A 12697-nucleotide genomic window follows, 5' to 3' on the forward strand; every position below is an offset into this window, starting at 1 on the left:
AGCGGCGCTGACGGTCTTGATCTTGATGCGCTGCAGAACCGCATCGAGGCGCTGGACGCCTGGAACTGGGAGCAGCGGGTCGAGGAGACGCTGCACCGCCTGCATCTGGACGGTGCGGTGAAGGTGGGGGAATTGTCGGGAGGGAACAAGAAGCGTGTTGCGCTGGCGCAAGCGCTGGTGAGCCGCCCCGACGTGCTGCTGCTCGATGAGCCAACCAACCACCTGGATCTGGACAGCATCACGTGGCTGGAAGACCTGATGCTGGAATACAAGGGCAGTCTGGTGACGATCAGCCACGACCGCGCTTTTCTGGACCGGGTGGCCACGCGCATGGTGGAGCTGGACCGCGGCCGGCTGCTGAGCTACCCCGGCAACTTTGCGCAGTACCAGATCCTGAAGGAAGAGCAGATGGCGCAGGAGGCGGTGATCAGCGCACGCGCCGACAAGCTGCTGGCCCAGGAAGAGGTTTGGATCCGCAAGGGCGTGGAGGCGCGACGCACGCGCGCGCAGGGGCGCATCACCCGGCTGGAGCGCCTGCGTGAGCAGCGTGCGCAACGCCGTGATGCCTTGGGCAGCGTGAAGCTGGAGGTGGCCAGCGGCAGCGCCAGCGGCAAGATCGTGGCCGAACTGGAGAAAGTGACGCAATCGTTCAAGGCGGTCGACGGCGGCTTGCGCACGGTCATCCGTGATTTCTCGGCCACCATCCTGCGCGGCGACAAGATCGGCCTGATCGGCCCCAACGGCGCGGGCAAGACCACCCTGCTCAAGATCATCCTGGGTGAACTCGTGCCCACCAGTGGCTCGGTGCGCCAGGGCAGCAAGATCAGCGTGGCGTACTTCGACCAGATGCGCGACCAGCTGGACCTGGACGCCACGCTGGAGGATTTCATCAGTCCGGGTAGCGAGTGGATCGAGATCGGCAACAAGCGCACGCATGTGAAGAGCTATCTGAGCGACTTCCTGTTTTCTCCGGCTCGGGCCAATGCGCCAGTGCGCACGCTTTCGGGGGGCGAACGCAACCGCCTGTTGCTGGCCCGCCTCTTTGCGCGCCCGGCCAACGTGCTGGTGCTGGACGAGCCCACCAACGATCTGGACATCGACACGCTGGAGTTGCTGGAGGATTTGCTGCAGCAATACGAAGGCACGGTGTTCCTGGTGAGCCACGACCGGCGCTTCCTGGACAACGTGGTCACAAGCACGCTGGTCTTTGAGGGTGATGGCCGCTGGCGTGAGTACGTGGGCGACGTGCAGGACTGGCTCACGCAGTCGGCCCGCTCGGAGGCCCTGCAACGCGAGCGCGACGCGCAATCTGCACCGCCACCAGTGAAGCCCGCGGCTGCAGCGGCGCCGGCAATCGCTCCTGCGGCCACCGCCAACAAGAAGAAGCTCAGCTACAAGGAGCAACGCGAGTTCGACGCCTTGCCGGCGCGCATCGCTGCGCTGGAAGCCGAGCAAGCAAGCGTCGACAGCGAGCTGGGCGGCGGCCAACTGTTCAATACCGATCCTGCCCGGGCAGCTCAACTTGGCGCACGGCATGCCGATATCGAGGCCGAATGGCTTCGTGCAATGGAGCGCTGGGAGGTGCTGGGCGGAAGCTGATGCACATGCTGGTGTGAGCGTAAGCAGCATAAAACCCACAATGACTCATGACACCTGACCGCCTGGCTCTGGATCTGCAGCGCACGCTCAACGAGCTTGGGCAGGAGAAGGCGCGCACCCTGCAGCTGCTGGGCGAAGTGGAACGTCAGAACCGGGAGCTCGACCGGTTGCGCAGCTCGGTGCATCGCGAATCCAACAGCCGCCTGCTCGCCGAAGAGGCGCTGGACGAAACCCGCGACCGCTTGCAGATGGCGGTGGAAGCCGCTGGCCTGGCCTTGTGGGACTGGCAGTTGCCGGCCCAGAAGGTGTTTCTCACGGCGCGTTGGGGTGAGTTGATCGGCGACATCGCCATGGACGCCTACTGGGCGGTGCCCGATCTGCAGTCGCGCATGCACCCGGAAGACGCGGCCTCGCTGCAAGCGGCCTTCACCGGACTGCTCGAAGGCCGCGACCAGCGCGCCGTGGTGCAGCACCGGGTGCGCTCTGCCTCCGGCTGGACATGGGTGGAGACCCACGGCATGGTGGCCGAGCACGACGCGAAGGGCAAGCCGTTGCGGCTGATGGGCACGCTGGCCGACATTGGTGAGCGCAAACGCATCGAACAGGACAGCGCTCGGGCGCGCGAACTGGCCGAGCAGGGCAGTCGGGCGAAGAGCGAGTTTCTGGCCAACATCAGCCACGAGGTGCGCACGCCGCTCAACGCGCTGATGGGCCTCACGCGAATGCTCATGGACTCACCCCTGAATGCAGAGCAGGCGAACTGGCTCTCGCTCATGGACAGTTCGGCTCAGGCTCTGCTGGCGCTGCTCAACGATATCCTGGATCTCTCCCGCATCGAGGCGGGCAAGCTTGAGATCGAACACACGCGCTTCGACCTGCACCGCGCGCTGCGGGAAGCGGCAGGCCCTCACGCCGAGCAGGCCCGGGCCAAACCCCTGGCCTTCCAGCTCGTGCTGCACCCAGATCTGCCGCAGTGGGTGATGGGAGACCCGGGCCGACTGGGGCAGGTGATCGGCAACCTGCTCTCCAACGCGATCAAGTTCACGCCCCGCAATGGGCGCATCGATGTTTCCGCATCTTCGACCAGAGCCGCGGGGCAAGCGACAGGCCTGCTGCAGCTGAGGGTCCAGGACAGCGGAGTGGGCATCGCCCGCAAGCAACAGGAATCGATCTTCGACGCCTTTACCCAGGCCGATGCGTCCACCGCACGTCGCCACGGCGGCAGTGGTCTGGGCTTGGCCATTTGCGCCCAGTTGGCCCGTCTGATGGGCGGCGAGATCGAGCTGCAAAGCGAACTCGGGCAGGGCAGCACCTTCACGCTCACGTTGCCGCTGCAGACAGCATCGGCGACGGGCGAAGGACCCATGGGCGCGTCCAGGGAACTGCTGCAGATCGTCGATGCCGGCCAGCGCTATGCCGGCATGGTGGTGCTGCTGGCCGAAGACAACCCGGTCAATGAACTGATGCTGCGCCAGCTGCTGCTGCGCCTGGGCTGCATCGTGCGCGTGGCGCGCGGTGGCGCACAGGCCGTGGCGCAGTGGGAACAAGGCGGCATCGACATCGTGTTGATGGACGTGCAGATGCCGGGCATGAGCGGCCTGCAGGCCACGCAGATGATCCGTGAGACCGAGGTCAAGCGGCGCCTCAAGCGCACCCCGATCGTGGCCGTGACGGCCAACGCCATGCCGGGCGACCGCCAGGCCTGCCTGGCCGCCGGCATGGACGGCTACACACCCAAACCGGTGAGCCCACAGGCCTTGATGCAGGAAATGGACCGGGTGCTGGCGTTGCTGGAGTCCGGGCATGGTGCCGCTGTGGCAACCAGCGAGTCGCCACCTGTGGCTGCGGCCGTCAAACGCCCCGCGGCCTCGCCCGAAGCCCTGGACGTGGACAAGCTGCGCAGGCGCCTGGACGGCGATGAAGAAACCCTGCGGCAGCTGGCGCTGGCCATGCGCAGCGACCTCGTCTCCAGGCTGGCCGACATGCAGCGCGCCCTGGAGGCCCAGGACGCCGCCGCCGCGGTGGCGCACGCCCACGGGCTCAAGGGTTCATTGGGCAGCATGACGGCCGAGCGCGGCGCACGGCTGGCCAAAGGGCTGGAGCTGGCGGCACGGGCGGGTGACTGGAGCCTGTTTGGCCGGGCATTGCCGTTGATGCGGACCGAAGCGCGCCAGATCGACCGCATCCTCGCCCGGCTGCTCCATGCAGGGGGCAGCGACCTGTTCGGCAGCACCGAGCCTCCAGCCACGGTGTACTGAGGTCTTACGGCCCCCACGCTCCCCCGCTGCGCGTGGTCCGCGGCCCGGCGGCTGGCTAGTTGGCGTCTCGGGTCAGGCGCGTGAACACGCGCCAGAAAGCGGCGTCCTGCGTGGTGGCGAAATTGATGCGCATCAGTGTGCTGGGCGCGCGGGCCGCGTGGAACAGGGCGCCTGGCGCGATCAGGTAACCCTCGTCGAGCATGCGCTGCGCCAGTGCGTCGGTGTCCACACCGGTGTCGACCCAGCCGAACAGGCCCACCGGCTCGGCAGCAAACGTGCAGCCCGCGGCCAGTGCCAGCTTCACGCTGCGCGCGCGCGCGGCATCCAGCCGGGTGCGGATGCGCTCGGCGTGGCGGCGCAGCTGGCCCTGCTCGATGCACAGCGCCAAGGCTTTCTCCAGCAGCGCGGGCGTGGTGAGCGTGCTGAGCAGCTTGGTGTCGAGAAGCGGCTCCACCAGATCGGTCGGCGCGGCGAGGTAGCCGATGCGCCAGTTGGGCGCCAGGATTTTGGCGAACCCGCTCACGTAAATGGTGCGCTGCAGGCCATCGATCGCGCTCAGCCGGGTGGCGTGCTCGGGTGCGATGTGGCTGTAGGTGTCGTCCTCGACGATGTGAAAGTTGTGCTGGTTGGCCAGCTGGAGCAGGCGGTGCGCACTGCCAGGCGAGAGGCAATAACCCGTGGGATTGTGGAATACGCTCACGCTCACATAGAGCTTGGGTTTGTGCACTTCGCAGTACTTCGCCATCACGTCCAGGTCGGGTCCGTCGGCCCGGCGCGGCACCGGCAGGATGCGCATGCCCAGCGCGGCCAGGCGCGCGAACTCCACCGCCCAGCCGGGCTCCTCCACCATCACCGGGTCGCCCGCGCGCAGCAGGGTGCGGCTCACGATGTCCAGCGCGTGCGTGGCGCCCACGGTGGTGATGATGTGGTCGGCATTGGCGTGGATGTTGAGCGTGGCGAGCTTCTGCGACAGCACGCGGCGCAGGCTGCTGTCGCCCAGCGGCTCGCCGTACTGGAGCGAAAAATCTTGCAGCGCGCGCGTGCTGGTGACCTTGCGCACCGCGGCCGGCATGAAGGTGGATTCCAGCCAGTCGGGCGGGAACACGCCCATGCCGGGGTGCGGCTTGTTGCTGACCTTGTGGAACATGCCGCGGATCAGCGCTGTGGCGTTGATGGGCGATGCGCCTGCGCCGGCGCGCGTGGCGGACTTCGCTTCGGCTGCCGCGCCGTCGCCGCGCGGCGTGGGCATCTCGCGCACGAAAAACCCGCGGTTCTTGCGCGCCTGCACCAGGCCTTGCGCCAGCAACTGGTCGTAGGCCGCCACCACGGTGGACGGGCTCACGCCGTGCTGCTCGGCGCACTGGCGCACCGAGGGCAGGCGTGCACCAGGCGCCAGCAAGCGGCTGCGGATGCGGTCGGCGAAGCGAACCGCGAGTTGCTCAGTCAGGGATTGTGCGGAGGTCTTCATCAGCATGGCGGGCGCATCCTTCCGGGCGGGTCTGTACTGTTGCGGCGACCAATACAGCTTCACAACTGCGCTGGCCAACTGTACTGATCGTGTATTGGCGCGAAAGATTACATTGAACCTCCCGCATTGACAAGCCCACACCGCAATAGCCCATGAGTGCCACCGAGTTGACCGCCCTGCTGCTGTTCTGCACCGCGATGAGTTTTTCGCCGGGGCCGAACACCACGCTGTCCACGGCGCTGGCGGCCAACCTGGGCCTGCGGCGCGCGCTGCGCTTCTGCTTCGCCGTGCCCACCGGCTGGACACTGCTCATGCTGGCCTGCGGGCTCGGCCTGGGTGCGCTGGTGCTGGGTGTGCCGGCGCTGCGCTGGGGCGTGAAGCTGCTGGGCGTGGTCTACATGCTGTGGTTGGCGTGGAAGCTGGCCGGCGCCGCGAAGCTGTCTGATGTCGATACTTCGCGGCTCAACGTCACGTTCGCGCAAGGCGTGGGCCTGCAGTTCCTCAACATCAAGGCCTGGATGCTGGCGCTCACGCTGACCGCGGGCTGGGTCGTGAACGCCAGCGGGCAACCCGCCACCAACCCCGGCGAGCGGCTGGCCATCATCTGTGGGGTGATGGTGATCTTCGCCTTCACCAGCAACTTCACCTACGCGGTGGCCGGCTCGCTGCTGCGCGAGTGGCTCACGCAAGGGCGGCGGCTGGTCTGGTTCAACCGCTTGCTGGCCACCGTGCTGGTGGCCACGGCCCTCTGGATGCTCACGGTATGACCACGCAAGCCCTCGCCACCCCGCGCTGGATCGAACTGCCCGCCAACAAAGGCCTGCTGCTCGGCCTGCTGGGCGTGACGATCTTTGCGCTCACGCTGCCCATGACCCGGCTGGCCGTGGGCACGGTGGACACACCCCAGATGTCGGGCGTGTTCGTCGCGCTCGGCCGGGCCGTGGTGGCGGCGCTGCTGTCGATCGCGTTCCTGCTGGCCACACGCGCGCCACTGCCCCGGCGCACCGACCTGCTGCCGCTGGCCATCACCGCTGCCGGCGTGGTGTTCGGCTTCCCGTTGTTCACCTCGGTGGCCATGCGCTACGTGGAAGCGGTGCACGCGAGCGTGATCGTGGGCGTGCTGCCGCTGGCCACCGCGGCGGTGGGCGCGCTGCTGCACCGCCAGCGCCCGTCCACCGGTTTCTGGCTGTGCGCGGCGCTGGGCAGCGCGCTGGTGGTGGGTTTTGCGGTGCTGCGCTCGGGCAGCGCCGGCCTGAGCATCCACCCGGCCGACGCGCTGCTGCTCGCGGCCATGCTGTGCGCCGCCGTGGGCTACGGCTACGGTGCGCGCCTGTCGCAGCGCATGCGCGCCGAACACGTGATCTGCTGGGCCCTGGTGATCGCACTGCCGCTCACCCTGCCCGCCGCCGTGGTGACCCGCCCGCAGGCGGCGCTGCAGGACTCGGCCTGGTGGGGCTTTGCCTACACAGCCGTGTTCTCGATGTGGCTGGGCTTCTTTGCGTGGTACCGCGGCCTGGCGCTGGGTGGCACGGTGCGCGTGAGCCAAGTGCAGCTGGTGCAGCCTTTCCTCGGCATGCTGTTTGCCGTGCCGCTGCTCGGTGAACAGCTCGACGCGGTCACGCTGGGTTTTGCAGCGGCCGTGATCGCCACCGTCTTCATCGGCAAGAGAATGCCGGTACACGCCATCGCGCCGCCACCACCCGAACGGATTTGAACGGAGAACCCCATGAAGCCCAACGACCTTCCCATGCCATCGTCCACCCCGAATGCCTGGACGCTCGCGCGCCGCGCCGAGCGCATGAACCCCTCGGTGATCCGCGAGATCCTCAAGGTCACCGAGAAGCCCGGCATCATCAGTTTCGCCGGTGGCCTGCCCTCGCCCAAGACCTTCCCGGTGAGCGCCTTTGCCGAGGCCTGCGCCAAGGTGCTGCGCGAAGACGGCCAGGCCGCGCTGCAGTACGCCGCCAGCGAAGGCTATGCGCCGCTGCGCGAGGCGGTGGCCGCGCAACTGCCCTGGGCGGTGGACCCGGCGCAGGTGCTCATCACCACCGGCAGCCAGCAGGGTCTGGACCTGGTGGCCAAGGTGCTGATCGACACCGACAGCCGCGTGCTGGTGGAAACGCCCACCTACCTCGGCGCGCTGCAGGCCTTCACGCCGATGGAGCCGCGGATCGAAGCCGTGGCCAGCGACGCCGAAGGCATCGATGTGGACGACTTTGAGCGCCGCACAGGCAGCGGCGCGGACCGCGCGCGTTTCCTCTACGTGTTGCCCAATTTCCAGAACCCCACCGGGCGCAGCATGAGCGAGGCGCGCCGCGCCGCGCTGGTGGAACGCGCCGCCGCGCTCGGCCTGCCGATCGTGGAAGACAACCCGTATGGCGACCTCTGGTTCGACGCGCCGCCCCCGCTGCCACTCACCGCGCGCAACCCCGAAGGCTGCATCTACCTCGGCTCGTTCTCCAAGGTGCTCGCACCAGGCCTGCGGCTGGGGTTCATCGTCGCGCCCAAGGCCGTGTACCCCAAGCTGCTGCAGGCCAAGCAGGCGGCCGACCTGCACAGCCCCGGCTTCAACCAGCGCATGGTGTCCGAGGTGATCAAGGACGGTTTCCTGGACCGCCACGTGCCCACCATCCGCGCGCTCTACAAGAGCCAGTGCGGCGCGATGCTGGAGAGCCTCACGGCCGAGATGGCCGGGCTGGACGTGCAGTGGAATTCGCCCGACGGCGGCATGTTTCTCTGGGTGCGCCTGCCCGAGGGCATGAGCGCGATCGACCTGCTGCCGCGCGCGGTGGACAAGGGCGTGGCCTTCGTGCCCGGCGCCGCCTTCTACGCCAGCGTTCCCGACGCCCGCACGCTGCGCCTGAGTTTTGTCACCGCCAGCGTGGAGCAGATCCGCATCGGCATCGCCGCGCTGGCCCAGGCCATCCGCGTACAGCAGCAGGCCTGACCCCATGCTGCAGCTGTGGGGCCGCCTGAGCTCGATCAACGTGCGCAAGGTGGTGCTGTGCGCGCAGGTGCTCGACATAGAACTGCCACGCAGCGACGCGGGCCTGGCCTATGGCGTGGTGGACACGCCCGGCTACCGCGCGCTCAACCCCAACGGCCTGGTGCCGCTGCTGCAGGACGGCGACTTCACGCTCTGGGAATCGAACGCGATCGTGCGTTACTTGTGTGCACGCGCAAACAAGCTCTACCCCTCGGACCTGCAGCAACGCTTCAACGCCGAACGCTGGATGGACTGGCAGCAGACCACGCTCAACCCGGCGGGCAGCCCCGGCTTCAAGCAGTGGATACGCGTGGCGCCCGACCAGCGCAACGCCAGCGTGATCGCGCAATCGGTGGCCGCCACCGAACCGCTGTTTGCGCTGCTCGACGAGCACCTGTCGCGCCACGCCTTCATGGCCGGCGACGCGCTCGGCATGGCCGACATCCCGATCGCCTGTGAGGTGCACCGCTGGTGGGGTCTGCCGCAGCCGCGCCCGGCCTGGCCACACCTGGAGCGCTGGTACGCCGGCTGGCTGGCATTGCCCGCCAGCCGTGGCGTGCTCGACCTGCCCTTGTCCTGAATCTGAAGACGCCCCATGACCCAACGCCCGTTTCAACAAGTTGACGTGTTCACCGACACGCCCTACCTCGGCAATCCGCTGGCGGTGGTGCTCGATGGCAACGGCCTGTCCACCGAGGCCATGCAGCGGTTCACCGACTGGACCAACCTCTCGGAGTGCACCTTTGTGCTGCCCCCCACGAACGCAGAAGCCGATTACCGCGTGCGCATCTTCTGCCCGGGGCGCGAGCTGCCGTTTGCCGGCCACCCCACGCTGGGCACCTGCCACGCGTGGTTGCAAGCCGGGGGGCAGCCGCGCGGTGAACACGTGGTGCAGGAATGTGGTGTGGGTCTGGTGCCGATCAAGCGCGACGGTGCCCGGCTCGCTTTCGCGGCACCACCCTTGCGCCGCAGCGGTCCGCTCGAAGAGGCCGACGTGACGCTGATCGCGCGCGGCCTGGGCATCCCGCGCAGCGACATCGTGGCGCACGCCTGGTGTGAAAACGGCCCACCCTGGCGCGGTGTGATGCTGCGCACCGCAGCCCAGGTGCTGGCCCTGAAGCCGAACGCCACTGTGCTCGCCGGCCTGGATATCGGCGTGGTCGCGCCGCAGCCCGCCGGCGCGGACACCGCGTTTGAAGTGCGCGCCTTCTTCCACACCCAGGACACCGTGAGCGAAGACCCGGTGACCGGCAGCCTGAACGCGGCGGTGGCGCAGTGGCTGATCGGCGCGGGCCTGGCACCCGAGCGCTACGTGGCCGCGCAAGGCACGGCCATGGGGCGCGCCGGGCGGGTGCACATCGAGCGCGACGCCGACGGCACGATCTGGGTCGGCGGCGCGTCGGTCACCTGCATCAGCGGTCGGGTCACGGTGTGACGCCGCGCATCGACCACCTTGTGGTGGCCGCTCGCACACTCGAAGAAGGCGTGGCCTGGTGCGAAGCCACGTTGGGCACCGCGCCCGGCCCGGGCGGCGAGCACCCCTTGTTCGGCACGCACAACCGATTGCTCAAGCTCGACGACGGCAGCCACCAGGCGCCGTACCTGGAGATCATCGCCATCGACCCGAAGGCCACCCCCGCGCGGGCGGCCGGGCTCAAGCGCTGGTTCGACCTCGACAGCCCTGCCCTGCAAGCCCGGCTGGCGCAGGACGGGCCTCAGCTCGTGCACTGGGTCGCCAGCGTGCCCGACATCGACGCCGCGTTGCTCGCCCTGCAGGCCATCGGCATCCAGCGCGGGCCTGTAGTGAGCGCCTCGCGCGAAACACCGCACGGCCTGCTGCAGTGGCGCATCAGCGTGCGCGACGATGGCCAGCGGCTGTTCAACGGTGTGCTGCCCACCCTCATCCAGTGGGGCTCGGCGCACCCGACGCAACACATGCCGGCAAGCGGCATCGCCCTGCGCCAGTTGCGTCTGCGGCACGCCGGGGCGGCCGGCCTGCGCGCGGCGCTGCAGGCGCTGGGCCTGGACGACATGAGCGTGATGGACGGCCACGAAGGCCCCGCCGGCCTCACTGCCGAACTCGACACCCCGGCCCGCGGCCGCCTCACCCTGATGTCACCCCCATGAACACCTCCCTGCCCTGCCTTGCCGACATCGAAGCCGCCGCCGAAGTGGTGTACCGCTCGTTCCAGGCCACACCTCAGTACCGCTGGGCCACGCTGAGCGCGCGCCTGGGCACCGACTGCTGGGTGAAACACGAGAACCACACGCCGGTGGGCGCGTTCAAGATCCGCGGCGGCCTCACCTACTTCGACCAGCTCCAGCAGCGTGGCGAACTGCCCCGCGAGGTGATGAGCGCCACGCGCGGCAACCACGGCCAGAGCATCGGCTGGGCGGCGCGCATGCACGGTGTGGCCTGCACCATCGTCGTGCCGCGTGGCAATTCGGTGGAGAAAAACGCCGCCATGCGCGCCCTGGGTGCGAGCCTGATCGAACACGGCGACGACTTCCAGGAAAGCCGCGAACACGCCATGGCCCTGGCCGCCGAGCGCGGCGCGCACATGGTGCCGAGTTTTCACGCCGACCTGCTGCGTGGCGTGAGCACCGCCTGGTGGGAGTTCTTTCGCGCCGTGCCCCAACTGGACGTGGTGTATGTGCCGGTGGGTCAGGGCTCGGGCGCGTGTTCTGCCATCGCGGCCAAGCTCGCGCTGGGTCACAAGGTGCGCGTTGTGGGTGTGGTCAGCGCGCACGCCACCACCTACGCCGACTCGCTGGCCGCCGGCCGCGTGGTGGCTGCCCCCGTGACGACCATGCTCGCCGACGGCATGGCCTGCCGCGTGGCCGACCAGGCCGCGCTCGATGTGCTCGCGCCGCACCTCGACCACATCGTGCAGGTCACCGACACCGCCGTGGCCGAGGCCATGAGGGCGCTGTTCGCCGACACGCACAACGTGGCCGAAGGCGCGGGGGCGGCCAGCTTTGCCGCCGCGTGGCAGGAGCGTGCTTCGCTTCGTGGACAAGTGGTGGGCACCACCTTGTGCGGCGGCAATGTGGACACCGCCACACTGGCTGGCGTGCTCGCCGGGCACTGAGCACTGCCGCCGATTCGGCGCGACCGGCCGGCGCAGCTGGCGTCTGCACCGTGACAGCACGCCCGCACCTTTGCCCCTAGAGTGGTGCCATGTCCCAGCACCCCGTTCCGCGCCACATCCTGCCCATCCTGGTGCTCGCCCAGTTCATGGGCACCTCGCTGTGGTTCGCGGTCAACGCGGTCATGCCCGATCTGCAGCGCGAACTGGGCTGGCCCACCAGCGCGGTGGGCACGCTCACCTCGGCGCTGCAGTTCGGCTTCATCGCCGGCACGCTGGTGTTTGCACTGCTGGCCATTGCCGACCGTTTTGCGCCACGCCGCGTGTTCCTGGTGTGCGCGCTGGCGGGCGCGGCCTGCACCGTGGGCGCCTGGTGGATGGTGCGCGACCACACGGCACTGCTGGCCTGGCGCTTTGCCACCGGTTTCTTCCTCGCGGGCATCTACCCGGTGGGCATGAAGATCGCGGCGCAGTGGTACACGCGCGGCCTGGGCGGCGCGCTCGGCTTGCTGATCGGCGCGCTGGTGCTGGGCTCGGCCAGCGCGCATGCGCTGCGCGCACTCAGCGGCACCCTGCCCTGGCCCACGCTCATGCTCGGCGTGGCCGCGCTGGCCGCGGCCGGCGGCCTGCTGCTGTTTTTCGGCACAACCGACCCACCGGGCGCGCAGGCCCGCGTGACGGTGTTGCAGTGGCGCGCACTGGCCACGCTGTGGACCGATGCGCGCGTGCGCAGCTCGGTGCTCGGCTACTTCGGCCACATGTGGGAGCTCTACACCATGTGGGTGATGGTGCCGCTGGTGCTGGCCACGCGGCTGCAGGGCGCCGCGCTGTCGTGGGCGGCCTTTTTTGTGCTCGGGGCCGGCGTGATCGGCTGCGCTGGCGGGGGCTGGGTGGCGCAGCGCTGGGGCAGCGCGCGCGTGGCCGGCTCTCAGCTGGCCACCAGCGGTCTGTGTTGCCTGGCCGCGCCATGGATGATCGACGCACCCACCGCAGGGTTCTTTGCGTGGCTGGTGCTCTGGGGCATCACCGTCTCGGGCGACTCGCCGCAGTTCTCCACCCTCACCGCGCGCAACGCTCCACCCCAGGCCGTGGGCAGCGTGCTCACGCTGACCAACAGCATCGGCTTCGCGATCTCCATCGTGAGCATCCTGCTGTTTGTGTCACTGGCCGAGACGGTCGCGCTGGGCGCACTGCTGCCCTGGCTGGCGATCGGCCCGGCGCTGGGGCTGTGGGCTCTGTGGCCGCTGGTGCGGGCAGAGCTTCGCCAGGCACCATGAACACCTGATCGAAAGACCCC

At 68.8% G+C, this 12697-nt stretch carries 11 protein-coding genes (1 of these 11 cut by a window edge); 10 read left to right on the forward strand and 1 reads right to left on the reverse strand.

Features of this window, described 5'->3' with window-relative positions:
- Together F9Z44_RS18805 and F9Z44_RS18810 are read left to right on the forward strand one after the other, a co-directional pair.
- A protein-coding gene (locus F9Z44_RS18805) for an ATP-binding cassette domain-containing protein (RefSeq protein ID WP_159608219.1) crosses the window boundary here: on the forward strand, positions 1 to 1599 show its 3' portion. Its footprint begins 306 nt before the window's first position; 1599 of the gene's 1905 nt are visible here — the last part of the coding sequence; its start codon lies off the left edge, out of view; it ends in the stop codon at positions 1597 to 1599.
- 47 nt (positions 1600 to 1646) lie between these two features.
- Positions 1647 to 3857, forward strand: a complete 2211-nt coding sequence (locus F9Z44_RS18810) for an ATP-binding protein (protein ID WP_159608220.1) — start codon at positions 1647 to 1649, stop codon at positions 3855 to 3857.
- 55 nt (positions 3858 to 3912) lie between these two features.
- Here the strand turns inward: F9Z44_RS18810 and F9Z44_RS18815 are convergent, their stop codons facing one another.
- Positions 3913 to 5331, reverse strand: coding sequence for an aminotransferase-like domain-containing protein (locus F9Z44_RS18815; protein ID WP_159608221.1), 1419 nt, complete (start codon positions 5329 to 5331; stop codon positions 3913 to 3915).
- Between the two features lie 146 nt (positions 5332 to 5477).
- On the opposite strand from F9Z44_RS18815, the gene F9Z44_RS18820 reads away from it, so the two are divergent.
- From F9Z44_RS18820 to F9Z44_RS18855, 8 genes are all read left to right on the forward strand, one after another.
- Complete coding sequence (locus tag F9Z44_RS18820) at positions 5478 to 6092, forward strand: LysE family translocator (protein WP_159608222.1); 615 nt, start codon at positions 5478 to 5480, stop codon at positions 6090 to 6092.
- Positions 6089 to 7039 (forward strand): DMT family transporter, encoded by a 951-nt coding sequence (locus F9Z44_RS18825; protein ID WP_159608223.1) that lies wholly within the window; start codon positions 6089 to 6091, stop codon positions 7037 to 7039. Before F9Z44_RS18820 ends, F9Z44_RS18825 begins: the two co-directional genes overlap by 4 nt.
- A 12-nt stretch (positions 7040 to 7051) precedes the next feature.
- A complete protein-coding gene (locus F9Z44_RS18830; protein WP_159608224.1) occupies positions 7052 to 8272 on the forward strand; it encodes an aminotransferase-like domain-containing protein in 1221 nt (406 codons plus the stop codon).
- 4 nt (positions 8273 to 8276) lie between these two features.
- Positions 8277 to 8891, forward strand: a complete 615-nt coding sequence (locus F9Z44_RS18835) for a glutathione S-transferase family protein (protein WP_159608225.1) — start codon at positions 8277 to 8279, stop codon at positions 8889 to 8891.
- Between the two features lie 15 nt (positions 8892 to 8906).
- Positions 8907 to 9746 (forward strand): PhzF family phenazine biosynthesis protein, encoded by an 840-nt coding sequence (locus tag F9Z44_RS18840; RefSeq protein ID WP_159608226.1) that lies wholly within the window; start codon positions 8907 to 8909, stop codon positions 9744 to 9746.
- Positions 9743 to 10438, forward strand: coding sequence for a VOC family protein (locus tag F9Z44_RS18845; protein WP_159608227.1), 696 nt, complete (start codon positions 9743 to 9745; stop codon positions 10436 to 10438). The genes F9Z44_RS18840 and F9Z44_RS18845 overlap by 4 nt, the downstream gene beginning before the upstream one ends.
- A complete protein-coding gene (locus F9Z44_RS18850) occupies positions 10435 to 11403 on the forward strand; it encodes a threonine dehydratase (protein ID WP_159608228.1) in 969 nt (322 codons plus the stop codon). The genes F9Z44_RS18845 and F9Z44_RS18850 overlap by 4 nt, the downstream gene beginning before the upstream one ends.
- An 89-nt stretch (positions 11404 to 11492) precedes the next feature.
- Positions 11493 to 12677, forward strand: coding sequence for an MFS transporter (locus tag F9Z44_RS18855; protein WP_159608229.1), 1185 nt, complete (start codon positions 11493 to 11495; stop codon positions 12675 to 12677).
- The last annotated feature ends 20 nt before the right edge of the window (positions 12678 to 12697 follow it).

Source organism: Hydrogenophaga sp. PBL-H3 (assembly GCF_010104355.1).
Classification (GTDB): Bacteria; Pseudomonadota; Gammaproteobacteria; order Burkholderiales; family Burkholderiaceae_C; genus Hydrogenophaga.

What these genes read in the sequence shown, in the direction of transcription:
- F9Z44_RS18830 (WP_159608224.1), top strand. Translation starts at nt 7,052, where the DNA reads ATGAAGCCCAACGACCTTCCCATGCCATCGTCCACCCCGAATGCCTGG.
- F9Z44_RS18815 (WP_159608221.1), bottom strand. Translation starts at nt 5,331, where the DNA reads ATGCTGATGAAGACCTCCGCACAATCCCTGACTGAGCAACTCGCGGTT.
- F9Z44_RS18825 (WP_159608223.1), top strand. Translation starts at nt 6,089, where the DNA reads ATGACCACGCAAGCCCTCGCCACCCCGCGCTGGATCGAACTGCCCGCC.
- F9Z44_RS18840 (WP_159608226.1), top strand. Translation starts at nt 8,907, where the DNA reads ATGACCCAACGCCCGTTTCAACAAGTTGACGTGTTCACCGACACGCCC.
- F9Z44_RS18835 (WP_159608225.1), top strand. Translation starts at nt 8,277, where the DNA reads ATGCTGCAGCTGTGGGGCCGCCTGAGCTCGATCAACGTGCGCAAGGTG.
- F9Z44_RS18810 (WP_159608220.1), top strand. Translation starts at nt 1,647, where the DNA reads ATGACACCTGACCGCCTGGCTCTGGATCTGCAGCGCACGCTCAACGAG.
- F9Z44_RS18850 (WP_159608228.1), top strand. Translation starts at nt 10,435, where the DNA reads ATGAACACCTCCCTGCCCTGCCTTGCCGACATCGAAGCCGCCGCCGAA.
- F9Z44_RS18855 (WP_159608229.1), top strand. Translation starts at nt 11,493, where the DNA reads ATGTCCCAGCACCCCGTTCCGCGCCACATCCTGCCCATCCTGGTGCTC.
- F9Z44_RS18820 (WP_159608222.1), top strand. Translation starts at nt 5,478, where the DNA reads ATGAGTGCCACCGAGTTGACCGCCCTGCTGCTGTTCTGCACCGCGATG.